We start from the raw sequence: 16,884 nt of genomic DNA on the forward strand, positions 1-16,884 counted from the left end.
AATTCGCTAGGGTTTATGTATCTGACTAAATTTCCGATAATATAGCTAAGATACCCCATGTTTTTAATAAAGTCACTGTATATGAAAAAAATCAACTTACTTTATTTGTTTTTAGTTCTTTCAGCTTCATTTCCATCTCTGGCTTTAGCTGGCTCGATTGGTGTAATTCGTAAAATTTCCGAAAATAATATTTACCAGTGTTCAACCAACCGAGCTTGGGAAAGAATTGATGGTGCAGGGAACATGAGTTTTACAGACGCTACGTTCACTATGGGTTGTTTAAACGAAAATAATACGGCACGTTGGGTCATACGGAGTGAATTTACTGCTCAAGGAAACTACGGCCCAGGTGATATGTTGAATCGCTATCTCCCTGAACCTACCATTCGAGGTAATGTAGTTACCTACACAAGGCGGCTTCCTAAAACAATAATTGGAGTTAACTGTCAGCGTCAGTCAGAAACTTGGAAATGCGAGAACATTAGATATTATGACTCATTAACTGTCACTACCTATGGAAGCACCTTAGCAGACCCTTTAGGTACTTATTACAGTCAGTATCAGAATTTTCCTGGTATTAATCTCCCATTTACTGCCGTGAATAGTGAGCAAAGACGTTTATTAAATCAAGGAAAAAATTGCTATGGCACAAGAGACTATTGTAGTAACTAAGATGAAAATATAAGGTGTTCAAAATGGAAATTTCACTTGTAAAGAAGGTTTTTCAGTACTCTGCAATTATCGCAACAACGTTACTTTTATCTCTACATCTAGCTTCGCCAACTAGAGGTGCTGAGGTGACGAGATGTCTGTTTATCCGTCGAGATGGTCAACAAAGCTTGAGAGAGGATTGCGAGTATGAAGTCGATTTTTCTCATGGTACTGGTGTGATCAGCTTGACTTGGAATGATGGAGTTACGACAGCCATACGTTTTACTCCGGAAGAATACGGCGACGGCTCATGTGAAGATGTGAGTGTTGACGGAGTTTGTGGCGAGTGGAGCTATGACCAGAATCCTTTTATGGAAGGTCGTCGCGTCTCACGCCAAGAGCGGGATCGATTAAGATTCAAGTATGAGACTATGGTTTTTGACTGTGTTGATGTTAGAGGAAACTCTGTATGTTGGTGGCCACCCCAAATACCTCACATTAGCAACGCGAGTAACTTCACTCTGGGATATCCATTTGAAGGTTTCTATTACGGATGTGGGACTGGATGCCGTGTTTTGGTAGCAGGGATGAGTCCAGTTGAAAGCATTAGTTTGGGAAATGGAGTTACCGCAAACTCTGCCATCTTTGATTTCCAGCAAGTCCGTGAGTATGGAACATCTGAAGAGTATGTAGCTCACAGCGGTCGGTCACGATATTACGCTGTGTGTTCGTTAAATCGAGTCGGCGCGAGTCAGGCAGATAGCCGCACTCCAAACTCCGATTGGTGGATTGACCTACAAGGAAACCAGTCCGACTACAGCACAGCACGAAGAGGTCGTGGTTATTATTTCGATCAACTATGCCGGAGGTAGTAGAAATAATGAAACCATCTAACACTCAAAAATCAATGCTTTGGAGAAAATGTCAAAAAAATCTTAGTTTATTTTCAAAATTAAGACTTTGGAAATCTGATTTCTTTTATCTCGATATAGCTCTAATGTTGGGAATATTAGTATTGACTCTTGTTCCTGGTAAAATGACCCATGCAGGTAATATAAAACCTGTGACAACAAAATGCTGGTATCTTGTTTCCGATCGGATAGAGATCGACAATACTTGTATTTATGAAGCTACTTGGTGGATGGGCGGAGGCTATATGGTACTTTCATGGGAAGATGGAGTGAAAACTGTAATTTCTTGGGGTTTGCATGGTCGTGGACAACAGGTTTGTCCCCAGCAGCAAGATCTTAAAGTTGATGGAGTTTGTGGGCCTGAGTATTCACGAGATCTAGTTAGTCTTGATTATCTTCCCGGATCTCTATCATCAGCAGATACTGCTAGATGTGTCAGACTTAACCGAAATTCAGTATGCTGGATGCATCCATACCAAAACTGATTGGCATCGAGGTCAAACTAGCCTTTGCTGAATAATAGCTGATTTCTACCAGAGCGATCAGACTAATTTACTGGGCATCATTCAACAATAATTAAATCCCTGTCATTAATAACTTCTCCCGTCGATGGATGTCTAATTTGACAATCTTGTGGCATGTGATCTACAACCCATGTATTACGTCTCAACCACATATCTTGCCTTTGGTAGCCATCAAGGTTTGCAATGATAGCTCTTTGGAACTTCCAGAAGACAAGATATTGGTTATTACGTGGCGATCGAAAATTGAAAGCGACTGGTTCTCTCAACTTTAAGTTTCCAGTAGCTCCCCAAGTTAACCCTTGGTACATTTGATTCCTTGGGCCTTGTGGAGTAGGAAAGAAGCCATCACTTTCAACCAAGCCAATACCAATAACTCTTCCATCACTAAGTATCTTTCCTTCAAGACAGATACTGGTAGGGCCCTCACTATTGTAACCAACAAACCGATCCCCCAATTTTCGGAAGACAAATCTGTCCGGGCTTCTACTTCGACTTCTAGAATTTATAAAGGCATAATTCCCATCGGGTAAATCAGCAATTGAAGAACTTGATTGCTTAAGACTTTTAGAGTTCTCTAATTTTAGATGAGTTTGCGGCAAGTTAGTATGTGCTATGTTTCCTCTGGTTTCGCCTGTCCTACCCATTCCCTGTAATGCTGGATCGATAACTGCTTGAGATTGAAGGTCGATTGCAAAAAGAACGCCTAAAACCATGAGTAATAGAGCTATTGAGTTACACAGTTTCATTAATAAACTCCTAAACGCAACTTTGCCAAAAATGGAAGTCGGGTCGGTGACTGTCCGGGTTGATTTAATTAGTCATATCAAATCCGCTTAAACACTTGTCATTGCGACCGAAGGGAAGCAATTACCAAGATTACCGGGATGGAGGAGATTACTTCATTCCGCTTCGCTCCATCGCAATGACATACTGTAACTGATTATTCAGATTTTATATCATAAACAATAATTTTACCATTCTCCATATAAAAAACTGTACTGGAAGGGCGATTTTCTCTATACACTCTCCCTCCAAGCTTATCAAGGCAGACTAATCTAACTATATCCGACAGTTTTCTTTTATAAACAACCCTCAATATAATTGACTTCAGGGACTCTACCAGCTCTAAAATATCTAACCTTACCATCACGCCCAGTCTCGAATACTATACGCAAGTTTCTATCTTCGGGACGACTAGGAAACAGAGTGATAACTTCACCCCTACCACTGAGCGTTTTACCAGTTACTCTCGCTCTTCCTGAATACATTTCTAGTATTCGCTCTTTTGAATCACCAACCCTAGCACCGCCCAGCGTAGATATTCTACTGTTGCTCACATCAATACGAGCAATAATGTTATCAGTTGCTAGAAAACTAACACCTTCTTCAGCGCCTAATGGTTTCCAAACAGAGCAAATCTTGTCAGAGGCACTACGCAGATTAATGTCAGGGGTACGATAAGTCATAACTAATCGATATCCAGATACTCTAGAGGCTTCACTCACTGTCATGCCAATCCTGATAAGACCAAGACTATTCATCGTTAATGTATATGCACTCAAAGCTTCACTTGATTGCTTGAGACTTTTAGAGTTCTCTAATTTTAGATGAGTTTGCGGCAAGTTAGTATGTGCTATGTTTCCTCTAATTTCGCCTGTCCTACCCATTCCCTGTAATACTGGATCGATAACTGCTTGAGATTGAAGGTCGATTGCAAAAAGAACGCCTAAAATCATGAGTAATAGAGCTATTGAGTTACACAGTTTCATTGACAAGCTCCTGAACAAAATTGGTTATTTTTTTGGAAAAGCATCTGTATAAACAATAATTTTCCCAGAGGCTACAGTCATCTGGCTTAATCGATGACACGCCCTAGGAACAACCTTCAGGATAGTTTATTTCAGGGACTCTACCTGAGCTAAAAGATCTAACCTTACCTTCCCAAAGACGAAATATTGTACGAAAGTTTCTATCTTCCGGACGGTTGGGAAACACAATTAGAACTTCCTCCCCAACAGCCAGCGCTTCACCGTTTTCTATCTTTCTTCCTGAATATATTTCTAGTATTCGCTCTTTTGAATCACCAACCCTAGCACCACCCAGCGTAGATATTCTACTATCCCTCACATAAATCCTAGCAATAATGTTATCAATCGCTAGAAAACCAAGACGTTCTTCATCGCCTGATAGACTCCAAGAAGAGCAAATCTGGTTAGTGGTAAGCCGGTTACGATAATTCATAACAAATCGATATCCCGATACTCTAGAAGCTTCATTCACTGTCATACCAATCCTGATAGAACCAAGACTATTCATCGTTAATGTATATGCACTCAAAGCTTCACTTATTAGTGTTCGGTCTGATTGTCTGTTTTGAGCAACTGCTTTTGAATAAGATACAGCTAAATTACCAATTAATATTCCTAAGAATATCGCCACTATGGTATTTTTGGGTGATTTTATCATTGACCTCACCTCGGTTTGAATCACCTAAATAATAGCACGGTTTTTGCCCCTTTCCTCGCCAAAACCGTTCCGCTCCCGAAGCCAAAGCACGGGCGATCGTCCAACTGAGGGGTTCGCTACGTCCTGTGGCAACCGCAATGACTAAACCGCGATCGGGTAATTGTGCGATCGCCTCCATCACGGGCGAATTCTCCCCAAAAGACTCCCGCGCAATGGCAACAGCCTGCGATCGAATGGGGCTATCCTGGGGATGACACAATCCGGCAATGTAGTGGGCAAATGCGGATTTTCCTGAACCATACACCCCCGTTAATGTCCAAGATTTATGTGCAGTGGTTTCTGTGAAAGCTGAAAGCATCCGCTCCAACGTCGATGCAGATCGCTCCGTGAGAATATAGCCTTCAATGGACTGCGATCGATCAATATCCCGCTCCAAATTCACCGAGCGATAATAGCGGCGATGTAACTGAAAATAATCCGCTAAAACTTTCTGACTCATGTTTCCTCCCTTACTGTTTTGATCAACCATCAACATTGAATTTTACCGAGCATCATAATAGCTTTGCAGGATGAGATCGCCTAGAATTTGAGGTTCATCATCAAACGTCAGTTGTAATTTCCCTGCCACATCGGTAATCTGAAGCATCTTGAACTGACGACTCACGGTTTCAATCGCCATGCAGATCGCGCTTTCCGTGAGCTTAAAAATCAACCCCGGACTACCAGAATCATAGAGTAGGTTTGCCAGAGCGATCGTCCGAGCAGAAGACTTTTTTTGAGCCGCATAATCCAGGCAGGCATAAACAATGATCTCCTCTGGTAAACTAGGTTTATAGCCAATCCGAAATGTATAGTATTTCGATTCCCCGACCTGATGAATTAATCCTAATTCTGTAAACGGACAATCGAGAGAATCTTCACTTATTGAAGATTTAGACGGCTGCTCTACATACATTCTCAACAAGCAGCTCACATCCTTACGCAGGGAAGAGTCCGCAATTTTAGCGCTACGGCGATCGCGATAAGAAACTAAGTAATTAAACAAGTTTTCTTGGGTAAACTCAACCAATCTAAATTCATTGAAAATGACTTCCCATGCGGTTCCAGAGCAAGGACTTCTTAGGAAGTGCCAATGCAACAACCACAAAGAAGCTGGATCTTCTAGATAAGTATCCCAACCCTCTTCTCCCAGGAGCTGTTTTCCAAAATTCGTAGGGCTATCGTTTTCTAGTATCTTAAACGCACTACACCAATAACGAATAGATTTCACCATATTTTTACCCACGCCCAACTGAACAGGGGCATCCTCTGCTAGAAAAATTCTTTCATTCTTTACGGCAGTATCAAACCTTTTTTTAATCCAACCAAAGCGAGGATGAAAAGTTTCATGACGAGCGAAAACCATTTCGGGAGTTGATGGCGCGATCGAGTCGGTTAATTGATTCAAGACAGTTACGGTCAGTTTTTAGACAACTTTTCTATTTTACTATGATTTTATCATCAATGCCTATTCGCTCAGTTGAGCAATAAAGGCGCTCTGATTTAGTTAATATTTGCCATTTTTTGGGCAATTTCAGGATTATACAAGCGTAGATAATTCCAATAATTTCCAAATACAGATTTCACATAGCCATAGGTTTCGGGAAAAGGAATTTTTTCCACAAATTCATCGGGATCGCGGAATCCAAACCGGTTCAACCAATCGGCCACATTTCCCGGCCCGGCATTGTAACTGGCTACAGCCAATAAAGAGTTATTGTTATACTCGCTGTGGGTATAGTCCAAGTACCAAGTTCCTAACTTAATATTATCATTGGGATTGTCCAATTGATAACTGGTCAAATCAATTTGACCGGCGATCCATTCGGCAGTTTCGGGCATGACTTGCATTAAGCCCGTCGCGCCAACAACCGATTTAATTTGGGGCATAAACCGCGATTCTTGGCGAATCAGAGCAGTGACCAAAAGGGGATTAAGTTGTCTCTCTTTTGACCAACTTTGAATGGGTTCTAGAAAAGGAAAGGGGTGGAGTTCTTGCCAATAAGCGAGTTGTTGACGGAGCATTTGATACTGTTTTTGTTCTTCGGGATCTTCCCGCCAAGCGAGGCTATCGAGCATGAAAATTCCGTCTAAATAATCGCCGATTTGTAGGCGCATAATGCCATCGGTAAACTGTTGGTCTACAGTGGGTTCCATGGGGTTAGTAAATTCGACTTGCCAGAGTGCCCAAGCCTCTCGATCTTGTGCGAGTTGATGGAGTTCTTTGAGGGTTTCGGAACCGGCGGATAGGAGGGGACGAGGGGTACTATATTGTACGTCGGCTTGGAGATAGCGAACGGTGGTAAAGTCGCCAACGTTCCATCCGAGCATGACGGCCGATCGCCAGGCATAATAGGATTCGGGATAGCGCTGTAGCACGTATTCATAGGCAGCTTTGGCATCTCGTTCTCTGCCCAGTTTTTGCGCCCATTTACCCACCCAAAAAGCAGCTTCGGGAGCATAATCGCTATTGGGGTTTTCTACGGTGATTTCTTGTGCTAGTTTCCAGGCTTGCAGTAAATTGCCCTTTTTGGCAGCTTCTTCTGCTTGTTGCCATCTCAGTTCAGCCGCTTCTTCTGAATTACTGTATTGGGTTAAAACGGACTGTTTTGCTTGTTGTGCGGATTGGGAACTTTTGAGCGTGTTTAAAACTTTACTTTGTTCGATCAGGGCTTCGGGGGCTTTATCGGGAAAGTGAGTAATCACTATATTAAGGTACTCTTGAGCCGGTTGCAGATCGACTAAGCGAGAGAGATGAATTAAGCCTTGGGCAGTTTCTTTATCATTGGGATAACTATTATAGAGGAGTTGATAGGCGGCGATCGCCTCTTGGGTTTTGCCGCCCAGTTGCAACCCTCTACCCGCCCGATATCGGTTCTTGGCTGTGGGGGGCGCTTTGGCATAGGCTGCACCGGCTTTGGCATAGTTGAGTTTTTCCCAATAGCCAAAGGCGATAATTTGCCAATCTTCAGGGGTGAGTTGGGCGCTGTGGGTGCTAGTGAGGCGATCGAGAATGTTGGTATAGTCGGGTTTATAGAGAGCATGTTGAGCCAGTAAGCGCAACAGGGGTAAGGAATTGGGATTGGTTTTGAGTTGATTAGTGGCAATTTCTACGGTGCGGGGATGGGCGGGAAATTTGGCGATCGCCTCTTCCCACAGTTTAGGATTAGTTTTACCTAACTCAAATAGAGCTTCCGCCGCTACGGGATGATTGGGATGGGTGGTTAAAATCTGTTGCCAAGCGGCGGCGGCTTGCGTGGTTTTCCCTAACTGAGTGTAGGCTCCAGCCCGTTGAGCGAGAATATGAGCTGCCAGGAGAGGGTAGCGGGTTTCCAAATCAGCTAAAGTGGCGATCGCCTTTTCAGGTTGATTTTGGGCTAATTGATCCATCGCCAACAGATAGCGAGCGCGAGGGTATTCTGGATCGTCCACCTGTTGACTCAAGGCTTCCAGATAGGGTTGACGCTCGGTGGGCGAAAGTTGCACCAACTGAGAAATCTGGGAGGGTTGCACGGGCTTAGAGGTGAGCTGGAGTTCTGATTGAGTGGGGTTATTTTCCGGCAACCAAGAGCGCACTCGATCGGCAATCTGGCGATCGAGATGGGTTTGATGGAGGATCAACCCCCCGACAATTGCCCCTAGACTGACTCCGGCGATCGATAAGATAATAGCAAGATGGGATTTAGGATTAGACATGATTGGGGTAGAAATAGCGATCGGGTTAGGAGACGAACAGAACCGGGGCATAGGTTTCAGGAAGCACACCCTCACCCACACAGGAGGTTATGGTTTTGATCTTAATCGCAAACTTCCGTCCTGACGATCTCACCTCCCCAATCTTCTCTCCCTCAACCAACGGTCTAAATCCTCTAAAGTTGTCCAATCGAGGATCGTAATCCCTAACTCATCCAAATTATCTAAAGATAATGATTGAATTTGGGCGATCGTCGCTTCAGGAACCTCTCCAAACCGACGCTGAAGTAGACCTAAAATCAACGCTAATGACGCTTCAGCCCGACCTTCAGCCCGACCTTCAGCCCGACCTTCAGCCCGACCTTCCTCACGACCTTCTGTCCTCGCTTGTACCACGTAACCTTCCTGGTCAAGTAGCCACCGTTCCTTTCGCTCTAACTCTTCTGCTTCTTCTTGACTTAAATTGGCTCGATTGGCTATTTCCAAGGCTTTGCCGATTTCTGGGACTTCTTCTAGAGAACTGGGAATCATCTCTAAATTGGGCGCTTCCTTCATAAAGTAGATCCATTTTTCCGTCAGCGTTTCTAATTCTTCCAGAGATTTCTTGAATTTTTTCAACTCCACAAAGATCAGTTCAATTTGTTCGTCAGGATAGTCCAATGAGGGTAAGTTTTTCTCTTTTAAGCCAAAGTGGGTGATAATCGGTTCAACCTTGGGAAATAGGGGAAAATCGACAATGGTTAGGGCAATCACCGGTTGCAGTCCCACATAGGGTTTTCCCAGAGTGAGTTGATTGCCATAGGTTTTCGCCCAGTTATACAAAACTCGCTTTTTGAAAGCGGGGACATTTAGCACTTGCATCTCAATCAGGACAATTGTACCGTTGCCTAAGACGGCTTTCACATCGAGATAGCTATCTTTGAGACCACTAAAATTGCCTTGATTATAGGGATCGATAATTTCCAGGTCAGTAATGTTTGGGTTGCCATCATAAATGAGAGCATTTAAAAAGCTAATCAAGATATCTTTGCTTTCTTGGGAACCAAAGATGCGCTTAAAGGCGAAATCGGTTTTGGGACTGATAAATTGCATACGGGTAATGTAGGTGATAATTTATAGCAGTGAATGAGTTACATTTGATATTATTGTATCGCTCAACAAAAAAGTAGGGGTAATTCATGAATTACCCCTACTGGATTAGGACTTATAGTCGATTCGGTTCAAACAGATGTCATTGCGACCGCAGGGAAGCAATCGCTACAATTCGCGAGATGATCGAGATTGCTTTATTTCACTGCGTTCCATTCGCAATGACTTGTTATAGCTGATGCAGACATTATTACTGATTACTCATTACTTAACAGCGCCAAGGGCACTATACTGATCGAAGGAAACGGTACACTTTATCTCAATAACGATGGAATTTCAACCTACAGATACGCCACGGTTAGATTGGACGGGAGATGCCCTTGCTCTGGGCTTTTTTGAGGATGCGGTGGAACTGAGCGCAGATCTGGCACAACTGGATCAGAAGCTAGACGGCGCTCTGGCTGAGTTCATTGAAGATACGGAGTTTAAGGGCAAAGGGGGTAAGACAATTTTTACCCGACTAAGCAAAAAATATCCCATCCGCAAACTGATTTTAGTGGGCTTGGGGAAAGGGGAAAAACTGAATGCAGATACCCTGCGTCAAGGGGGAGCAGCAGCCGCGAAGTTAGCACAAAAAGAACGCTGCCAGAGCTTGGGGATCAGTTTTCCCCTGTTGAATGACGATCGCCCCTTAACGGCTCAGGCGATCGCCGAAGGTATTGAGTTAGGCTTACACCAGGATACTCGCTTTAAGTCGGAACCGGAGGAGAAACCGCCAGAGTTGCAAACGGTGGCGCTGTTAGGCTTAGGCGGTACAGAAGCGGCTCTAGAGAAAGCCAAGATCATCTGTTCTGGGGTGATTTTAGCGCGGGAATTGGTGGCAGCTCCTGCCAATGAAGTCACACCGGTTACCTTAGCAGAAACAGCAAAGGCGATCGCCTCTGACTATGGCTTAGAAGTCGAAATTTTAGGGCAAAAAGAATGCGAAGAACTGGGAATGGGCGCATTTTTGGGCGTTGCCAAAGCCTCCGATCTGCCCCCCCAGTTTATCCATCTCACCTACAAACCCCAAGGCACACCGCGCCGCAAGTTGGCTATTGTGGGTAAGGGCCTAACCTTTGACTCTGGCGGCTTGAATATTAAAGCGGGTGCAGGCAGTAGCATCGAGATGATGAAAACTGACATGGGAGGTGCAGGAGCCACATTAGGCGCGGCAAAGGCGATCGCCCAATTAAAACCCGATGTTGAAGTTCATTTTATCTCCGCCGCCACCGAAAATATGATTAGCGGCCATGCTATGCATCCGGGGGATATCCTCAAAGCCTCCAATGGCAAAACCATTGAGGTCAATAATACGGATGCGGAAGGTCGTCTAACTCTGGCGGATGCCCTGGTATTTGCCGAAAAATTGGGGGTAGAGGCGATCGTAGATTTAGCTACCTTAACCGGTGCTTGTGTTGTCGCTTTGGGTAATAAAATTGCCGGGTTATGGACTGCCGATGACACCTTAGCCGCCGACTTTATGAAAGCCTCCGAACTCGCTGGAGAACAGTTTTGGCGGATGCCCTTAGAAGAGAGCTATTTTGACAGCATGAAATCCGTTGTTGCTGACATGAAAAACACTGGAGCAAGGGCTGGCGGTTCCATTTCTGCTGCTCTCTTTTTGAAGCAATTTATCAAGGAAACCCCTTGGATGCATTTAGATATTGCTGCCCCCGTTTGGACAGATAAAGATGACCGTTATCATAGCGCAGGTGCAACCGGTTTCCCCGTTCGCTCCTTGGTGAATTGGGTGTTGAGTTAAGAGCAGGTTTAGGGATTGGAAAATCCAATCCCTAATGGGATGGGGGGTTGACCCCAGAGGCACAGAGTAAGATAGAGATGCTTATGCCAGGATCGGTTACTGTGTGGATCTCCCTCTTTGAAGCTGTAGAAACTCGGTAAACTGACTCTAAGTCTTGGAAATAAAAACCCATTCGGTCAGCGTCCAAGATATACTCAACATAAAGACGACCTACTTGTTTTGTCAGATTCTAGGGCAAGCGATATGAAATCCTATGCAACCTCCTCTGCAAGAGCAGAAATGAACGAACTGCGCCGGTTAAAAGGCTTGTTGCCGCCAGAACTGCAAAGTTGGGTGATTGTAGAGGTGGCAACAGAAGTGAACCCTCCCCTAGTGCGATCGGAAGAAATTGGCAATGATGAGGTGGAAATTCAGATTGATTTAGCTAAATGGGATCAACTGGCGATCGACCAACGAAATCTTCTCTTTTGGCATGAGGTGGGGCGGATTCAGAATGATACGATTCCTAAAGATGGCTGGGAAATGGCAGCCCTAGCGATTGGTTTGGGGGGTGCAGTGGGAGAGCTTTGGGTACAAGATGGCTTGTTGCTCCTCTTAGCTCTGGCATTATGCGGCGTTTCCGGTTATCGCCTCTATCAGAAAAATAACCCCGAAAAGACTTTACAGGAAGCTATTCAAGCGGATGAAAAGGCGATCGCCTTAGCCACCCGTTTTGGCTATACCCTGCCCAATGCCTATAAGAGTCTGGGCAGTGCTTTAAAGATCTTAATTGAACAAAACCCGAAAAAACGACAACGCAGCCGCTATGAAGCCCGTTTGCAAGCCCTCAAGCGCAGTGCATCGAAGGCGAAAGCTAAAGCTAAGGGTAAAACGGATGCTCCCTTTGCGGCTGAAACGGAAGCAGATTATCATTCGGAAAATATCTTTGGTTGAGTCTTAGGAGTAGGGAGCGAGGGGTAATGCTTCTGTCTCCCTATTCCTTCGTTCTGTCTTTCAGTTGCAATCGCCCCTTGCGCCCGATCCAGTCCCTCTCTCTACACCAGGGCAAAGATCCCGCTAGGATAAACCATCTCTCGTTACCCCTAATGGGGATAAACCATGTTTTCGGCTACCACAATGCGATCGAATTCTTCGGCGGAAATATAGCCTAATTCTAAACAGGCTTGCTTTAGGGTTAAGTCTTTTTCTAGGGCATAATGAGCTACTTTCGCTGCATTATCATAGCCGATCGCCGGACTCAGGGCAGTCACTAACATTAATGACTCGTTCAGATAAGTATTAATTTGTTTCTGATTGGCTTGCAGTCCATCCAACAGAAAATCGGTAAAATTATTGCAGGTATCCCCCAATAGGGTAATTGATTCCAACAGATTAAAAATCATCATCGGCTTAAAAACATTCAGTTCAAAATGTCCTTGGCAACCGGCAATACTAATGGCCGTATCATAGCCAATCACCTGGGCTGCTACCATCGTCATCGCCTCGCATTGGGTGGGATTTACCTTACCCGGCATAATCGAAGAACCTGGTTCATTTTCTGGTAAAATTAATTCTCCTAAACCACAGCGCGGCCCGCTCCCTAAAAAGCGAATATCATTGGCAATTTTCATCAACGAACAGGCTAAGGTTTTCAACGCGCCACTGGTCATAATCATGGCATCATGGGCGGCAATGACGGCGAATTTATTCGGGGCAGAAATAAACGGATAGCCGGTTAAATGGTGAATTTTTCGGGCCACTAATTGGGCAAAGCCTTTGGGTGCATTTAAGCCCGTGCCGACGGCGGTTCCTCCGAGTGCTAATTCATACAAATCGGGTAGGGTTTGTTCGATGCGCTTCAAGTCTGCGGTTAATTGGGCTACATACCCAGAAAACTCTTGACCGAGGGTGAGGGGAACGGCATCTTGGAGATGGGTGCGGCCAATTTTGACAATGTGGGCAAACTCCTCTGATTTCTGTTGCAGAGCGTCCCGCATTTTGGTTACCTTGGGGATCAGATGCTGATGGAGCGCTAAAACTGCGGCTATATGCATGGCAGTGGGAAAGGTATCATTAGAGGACTGGGACATATTGACATGATCGTTGGGATGGATGGGGGTTTTGCTTCCGAGTTCTCCCCCAGCAAAGGCGATCGCCCGATTGGCAATTACTTCATTGACATTCATATTGCACTGCGTCCCACTTCCGGTCATCCACACGCGCAGGGGAAAATGATCGTCTAGCTTACCGGCAATAATTTCATCGGCGGCTTGAGTAATTAGTTTTGCTTTGTCCTCCGGAAGTTTCCCCAATTCCTGATTGGCGATCGCGGCGGCTTTTTTCAAGATGGCAAACGCCACAATTACTTCTTGAGGGATAAAATTGTGACCAATTGAGAAGTATTTGAGCGATCGCTGGGTTTGCGCTCCCCAATAGCGATCGCTCTGCACCTCAATTTCCCCCATACTATCGGTTTCAATCCGAGTCTTGGCTGCATCTTGCGTCATAATCTTAGTTTCTCCATCGCCCAATATCTTAGATTGTAGAGTGACTTGGAAATCCCGCAAAGAGGGGAGACAGGGGGACAAGGAGATCCTCAGCGAAGATCGAGATATGCTCCTTTCTTTGTCGCTCTTTATAGGTTTGTGATAAATTATAGCTAAAGTATGCATGTTTAATCTTTAATTTTTAATTGAATTATGCTAGACCTAAAACTCAACACTCTATTTCCTCAACCTCCTTTATCTCACCAAGATTCAGAAGACCGCTATTTGACCAATAGTGCCACTTGGGAATACTATGAAACTTTGCTTAATATCATTGGAGACAATGGCGGTTATCGCGTTACTTATTTAGATGAAGTTTTAGAGATCATGTCCACCTCTCGCCGCCATGAAACGGAAAAAACTCGAATTGGCAATTTACTAGCACTTTACTTTTTAGAAGCCGATATTGAATATTTTCCCTTTGGCTCTACCACCTTGAAACAGGAGTCACAACGAGCGGGACTAGAAGCGGATGAAGGCTACTGTTTTGGCACAGATAAGGATGTTCCTGATTTAGCGATTGAAGTGGTGGTTACCCATGGCGGGATTAATAAATTAGAAGTGTATCAACGCTTGCAAGTGTCTGAAGTCTGGTTTTGGCAAAATGGCAAGTTTTCTGTCTATCATTTGCGCTCCAATCTTCCAGTGGAATCAGAGTGCAATTATGGTTATGAACGGATTAAAAACAGTGAGTTATTGCCAGAGATTGACATTAACTTTTTAGCAGAATGTGTTAAGAATCCCCAACCTTTAGCTGCGGCTAAGATCTGGCGAAATTACTGGCGATCGCCGACGGAACGAAACTGAGGTATAATCGGATAAGAGAGTTATGCTTGATACATATTTGCGAAATGAAAGGCGATCGCGATCTTCTCCAACTCCCCCATATCCCCCTACAAACCAAAGAACTGCTTCCAGAATCTTCTGGAATCTATTATGTTCTCGATAAATCCCACAAAGTGTGGTACATTGGCCAAGCCAAAAACATCTGTAAACGCTGGAAAGGTAAAACCCATCATCGCATTGCTCAACTCGAAGCACAGAAGAAAACACACTTTACCATTTACTATGAGTTGGTGAGTCAAGATCAACTTGATGAAATCGAGAAGCAGCGCATTGAAAAATATCATCCTCACTTAAACGAGAGTCCAGTCAAAGCCAAAAAAGTATTACCCACCGAAACCCTCTTACGAGAAACTCTAGTCTCCATTTCCGATTTTGCCTTCATTCTCGGTATTGAACCTCCCCGCGAAGATATTGTCGATTCAGATCATAATTATTGGTGGTTTCACAAGAAATTGCTATCCCTGGATATCATTCACATTTCTCTAGATAGAACTGCCTTCAAAGAAAAATATAATTTCAGCCTTGGTGGAAAAGAAGACCCCTTGATCAAGGCATCATTGAATTATCGTAAAACCTATGCTTGCAATTGGGAATCAGTCCGTTATACCGATGTCTATCGTTTATATGTCAATGGCTATGCCATAGAACTGTATATTTATGATTATTGTTACTCTGAAGAAAAGACAAAAGAAATCCGCAAATATCATGATGTTAAGTTAGCCGGAAGATCGATCAAAGCGGTAACCCCTGAATCCTTAAGTCAAATGCAGTCAGAAAGGGATGACACATATTTCTATAGTCGCCTGTTTAAGCGCATGAGACCTTATGATGCAGATTTGATTAAGATTTTGTTTAATGAACCCATTGATGAGGAGAAAATCAAAAACAAAATCACCACCATATGTGAAGATTATAAAACCGGTAAGCGAGGTTATAGCAGCCGCTCTAAAAAGTCAGGTACTATAACCGTAAAAGATCTCTTGCAAAAACGAGATATCGATCCACAAAAATATAGTAATGAGGGTGCAATACGCTTTTTTCGTGGCACGGATAAAATTGGCTTGTTTGTCAAAAGTTTTGGGACTGATTTAAAACGCCCTTATCGTAGTAAAGGCTCAGATGTTTACAATATAGCAAAGGGCATTATCGATTATCAGAATAGAGAGACTAACTCATTCCTCTTTGAAACTGTATATCTTCTTCCTACAGTGAATCGAGAAATATGGTTATTAGTCGAAGACTATCTAAAAGATTTTGCTTCTGTCAATCGCTGGGCAAATGGAGTGGGATATATCACTAAATTTTATGTTTCTCCCCGTAAAGTGCTAGTGCCTGCAAAAGTGAATATCAAAATCCTAGAAGTCGGTTCTGGTTTTGGCATTCCCTTTGGGCCAAGTGATGATTTTCCTACCTTTGAAGCAGCCAAAGAAGAAATTAAGCGCCGTCTGGAAGCCTCAGACTTACCGGAAATGACATTAACCTTTCAACGCGAAAAGGTAACTTAGGAAATATTATCGACAGATTGTAGATTATAGTGGATTGTTTCATCTAATTTGGTGCATTAGATTTTGTTCGTAGTGAGGGCTAAAGCCCTCTCCAGCTAGGCTTTTAAGCACTAAAGTGCTTACTACAAACAAAGCCCTATTTTAGGTGAAACAATCCAGTAGGGTGCGTTAGCGACAGCGTAACGCACCACACCCTAAAGTAAACTTGCGCTTGATGTACTGCTTGTTCAACCGGGAATGCCATAAATAATTAACCTCTAGATTACGTTCAAGGTTATGCTATAGTATTTTCGTCATCAAAAAACGATTATGGCGTTGATATCCAACTCTGTTATAAAGACGTTGTGCATCAGGATTTTCAAAGTCAACTTCTAGATGTACAGCTTTGATTCCCAACTCTTGACAGGTCTTTTCAATAAATGATAGCGTTTGAGTCCCGATACCCTGTTGACGGTATCGGGGTCTGAGGTAAAATTCATCAATAAATGCATCTCTTCCTCTGAATTAAAGACTATAACCCCAAGCTATAATAGTATAGCCAATGATCTCATCGTCTTGCTGAATCAGCCAAAGTTGTCCTAAAGATGGCTCGGTAATTAACTGTTCTAAAGCTTGAGCATCTAGTTTTTCATCAAAAGCCAGTTTTTCACTGTGATGAAATTCTTGAACCAGTTGTAAAATGATCTCTAAATCAGTTACCTCTGCCACTCTATAGTTAATTATGATGATTTTCTTCCTCTGAACGTCAACCATTTATAAGTCAATTATACAACATTCGATCACCGACTGAGTAGAATAAGCTATCATCCTCTGAAGTCAAGCCACTTAAAT

16 protein-coding genes and 1 pseudogene are annotated in these 16,884 nt (G+C 43.6%); 7 read left to right on the forward strand and 10 right to left on the reverse strand.

Annotated features, from left to right (window positions below; all coding sequences use genetic code 11):
* Nucleotides 1–81: 81 nt before the first annotated feature.
* From AC3FZD_RS07110 to AC3FZD_RS07120, 3 genes are all read left to right on the forward strand, one after another.
* Nucleotides 82–672, forward strand: a complete 591-nt coding sequence (locus tag AC3FZD_RS07110) for a hypothetical protein (RefSeq protein ID WP_488739456.1) — start codon at nt 82–84, stop codon at nt 670–672.
* 402 nt (nt 673–1,074) lie between these two features.
* On the forward strand, nt 1,075–1,233 hold the full coding sequence (locus AC3FZD_RS07115) for a hypothetical protein (protein WP_488739457.1): 159 nt from the start codon (nt 1,075–1,077) through the stop codon (nt 1,231–1,233).
* Between the two features lie 277 nt (nt 1,234–1,510).
* Nucleotides 1,511–2,047: a hypothetical protein gene (locus tag AC3FZD_RS07120; RefSeq protein ID WP_488739458.1), complete on the forward strand. Its 537-nt coding sequence runs from the start codon at nt 1,511–1,513 to the stop codon at nt 2,045–2,047.
* Nucleotides 2,048–2,124: 77 nt separating this feature from the next.
* Here AC3FZD_RS07120 and AC3FZD_RS07125 read toward each other — a convergent pair whose 3' ends face one another.
* The 7 genes from AC3FZD_RS07125 to AC3FZD_RS07155 all read right to left on the reverse strand — a co-directional run bounded on the left by AC3FZD_RS07125 (nt 2,125) and on the right by AC3FZD_RS07155 (nt 9,376).
* Nucleotides 2,125–2,832: a hypothetical protein gene (locus AC3FZD_RS07125; protein ID WP_488739459.1), complete on the reverse strand. Its 708-nt coding sequence runs from the start codon at nt 2,830–2,832 to the stop codon at nt 2,125–2,127.
* A 333-nt stretch (nt 2,833–3,165) separates the two neighbouring features.
* The gene (locus AC3FZD_RS07130) at nt 3,166–3,822 is read right to left on the reverse strand and encodes a hypothetical protein (protein ID WP_488739460.1); all 657 of its coding nucleotides are present in this window, start codon (nt 3,820–3,822) and stop codon (nt 3,166–3,168) included.
* A 136-nt stretch (nt 3,823–3,958) separates the two neighbouring features.
* Nucleotides 3,959–4,525, reverse strand: coding sequence for a hypothetical protein (locus tag AC3FZD_RS07135; RefSeq protein ID WP_488739461.1), 567 nt, complete (start codon nt 4,523–4,525; stop codon nt 3,959–3,961).
* Nucleotides 4,494–5,051, reverse strand: coding sequence for a hypothetical protein (locus AC3FZD_RS07140; RefSeq protein ID WP_488739462.1), 558 nt, complete (start codon nt 5,049–5,051; stop codon nt 4,494–4,496). The genes AC3FZD_RS07135 and AC3FZD_RS07140 overlap by 32 nt, the downstream gene beginning before the upstream one ends.
* A 42-nt stretch (nt 5,052–5,093) precedes the next feature.
* The gene (locus tag AC3FZD_RS07145; RefSeq protein ID WP_488740291.1) at nt 5,094–5,957 is read right to left on the reverse strand and encodes a DUF4007 family protein; all 864 of its coding nucleotides are present in this window, start codon (nt 5,955–5,957) and stop codon (nt 5,094–5,096) included.
* Nucleotides 5,958–6,094: 137 nt separating this feature from the next.
* A complete protein-coding gene (locus AC3FZD_RS07150) occupies nt 6,095–8,338 on the reverse strand; it encodes a lytic transglycosylase domain-containing protein (RefSeq protein WP_488739463.1) in 2,244 nt (747 codons plus the stop codon).
* 78 nt (nt 8,339–8,416) lie between these two features.
* Complete coding sequence (locus AC3FZD_RS07155; RefSeq protein WP_488739464.1) at nt 8,417–9,376, reverse strand: Rpn family recombination-promoting nuclease/putative transposase; 960 nt, start codon at nt 9,374–9,376, stop codon at nt 8,417–8,419.
* Between the two features lie 325 nt (nt 9,377–9,701).
* On the opposite strand from AC3FZD_RS07155, the gene AC3FZD_RS07160 reads away from it, so the two are divergent.
* Entirely contained in the window at nt 9,702–11,177 is a 1,476-nt protein-coding gene (locus tag AC3FZD_RS07160) for a leucyl aminopeptidase (RefSeq protein WP_488739465.1), read from the forward strand.
* 243 nt (nt 11,178–11,420) lie between these two features.
* A complete protein-coding gene (locus tag AC3FZD_RS07165; RefSeq protein WP_488739466.1) occupies nt 11,421–12,110 on the forward strand; it encodes a DUF3318 domain-containing protein in 690 nt (229 codons plus the stop codon).
* Nucleotides 12,111–12,259: 149 nt separating this feature from the next.
* Here AC3FZD_RS07165 and fumC read toward each other — a convergent pair whose 3' ends face one another.
* Nucleotides 12,260–13,663 carry a class II fumarate hydratase gene (gene fumC / locus AC3FZD_RS07170; protein WP_488739467.1) on the reverse strand — a complete coding sequence of 468 codons (1,404 nt, stop codon included), beginning with the start codon at nt 13,661–13,663 and terminating at the stop codon, nt 12,260–12,262.
* A gap of 192 nt (nt 13,664–13,855) precedes the next feature.
* Here fumC and AC3FZD_RS07175 point away from each other — a divergent pair, with 192 nt between their 5' ends.
* Both AC3FZD_RS07175 and AC3FZD_RS07180 read left to right on the forward strand, forming a co-directional pair.
* On the forward strand, nt 13,856–14,509 hold the full coding sequence (locus tag AC3FZD_RS07175) for a Uma2 family endonuclease (protein ID WP_488739468.1): 654 nt from the start codon (nt 13,856–13,858) through the stop codon (nt 14,507–14,509).
* Nucleotides 14,510–14,535: 26 nt separating this feature from the next.
* The gene (locus AC3FZD_RS07180) at nt 14,536–16,053 is read left to right on the forward strand and encodes a GIY-YIG nuclease family protein (RefSeq protein ID WP_488739469.1); all 1,518 of its coding nucleotides are present in this window, start codon (nt 14,536–14,538) and stop codon (nt 16,051–16,053) included.
* 279 nt (nt 16,054–16,332) lie between these two features.
* Here AC3FZD_RS07180 and AC3FZD_RS07185 read toward each other — a convergent pair.
* Nucleotides 16,333–16,539: pseudogene (locus tag AC3FZD_RS07185) on the reverse strand (GNAT family N-acetyltransferase); the annotation flags it as partial.
* Between the two features lie 18 nt (nt 16,540–16,557).
* Nucleotides 16,558–16,761 carry a hypothetical protein gene (locus AC3FZD_RS07190; RefSeq protein WP_488739470.1) on the reverse strand — a complete coding sequence of 68 codons (204 nt, stop codon included), beginning with the start codon at nt 16,759–16,761 and terminating at the stop codon, nt 16,558–16,560.
* Between the last annotated feature and the right edge of the window lie 123 nt (nt 16,762–16,884).

The sequence above is a fragment of the Roseofilum sp. KMC-1 genome (genome assembly GCF_057802075.1).

Excerpts from the sequence above, each read along its gene's own strand:
- AC3FZD_RS07130 (WP_488739460.1), bottom strand. The coding sequence starts at position 3,822 with ATGATTTTAGGCGTTCTTTTTGCAATCGACCTTCAATCTCAAGCAGTT.
- AC3FZD_RS07140 (WP_488739462.1), bottom strand. The coding sequence starts at position 5,051 with ATGAGTCAGAAAGTTTTAGCGGATTATTTTCAGTTACATCGCCGCTAT.
- AC3FZD_RS07115 (WP_488739457.1), top strand. The coding sequence starts at position 1,075 with ATGAGACTATGGTTTTTGACTGTGTTGATGTTAGAGGAAACTCTGTAT.
- AC3FZD_RS07175 (WP_488739468.1), top strand. The coding sequence starts at position 13,856 with ATGCTAGACCTAAAACTCAACACTCTATTTCCTCAACCTCCTTTATCT.
- AC3FZD_RS07160 (WP_488739465.1), top strand. The coding sequence starts at position 9,702 with ATGGAATTTCAACCTACAGATACGCCACGGTTAGATTGGACGGGAGAT.
- AC3FZD_RS07125 (WP_488739459.1), bottom strand. The coding sequence starts at position 2,832 with ATGAAACTGTGTAACTCAATAGCTCTATTACTCATGGTTTTAGGCGTT.
- AC3FZD_RS07165 (WP_488739466.1), top strand. The coding sequence starts at position 11,421 with ATGAAATCCTATGCAACCTCCTCTGCAAGAGCAGAAATGAACGAACTG.
- fumC (WP_488739467.1), bottom strand. The coding sequence starts at position 13,663 with ATGACGCAAGATGCAGCCAAGACTCGGATTGAAACCGATAGTATGGGG.
- AC3FZD_RS07120 (WP_488739458.1), top strand. The coding sequence starts at position 1,511 with ATGCCGGAGGTAGTAGAAATAATGAAACCATCTAACACTCAAAAATCA.
- AC3FZD_RS07150 (WP_488739463.1), bottom strand. The coding sequence starts at position 8,338 with ATGCCCCGGTTCTGTTCGTCTCCTAACCCGATCGCTATTTCTACCCCA.
- AC3FZD_RS07145 (WP_488740291.1), bottom strand. The coding sequence starts at position 5,957 with ATGGTTTTCGCTCGTCATGAAACTTTTCATCCTCGCTTTGGTTGGATT.
- AC3FZD_RS07155 (WP_488739464.1), bottom strand. The coding sequence starts at position 9,376 with ATGCAATTTATCAGTCCCAAAACCGATTTCGCCTTTAAGCGCATCTTT.
- AC3FZD_RS07110 (WP_488739456.1), top strand. The coding sequence starts at position 82 with ATGAAAAAAATCAACTTACTTTATTTGTTTTTAGTTCTTTCAGCTTCA.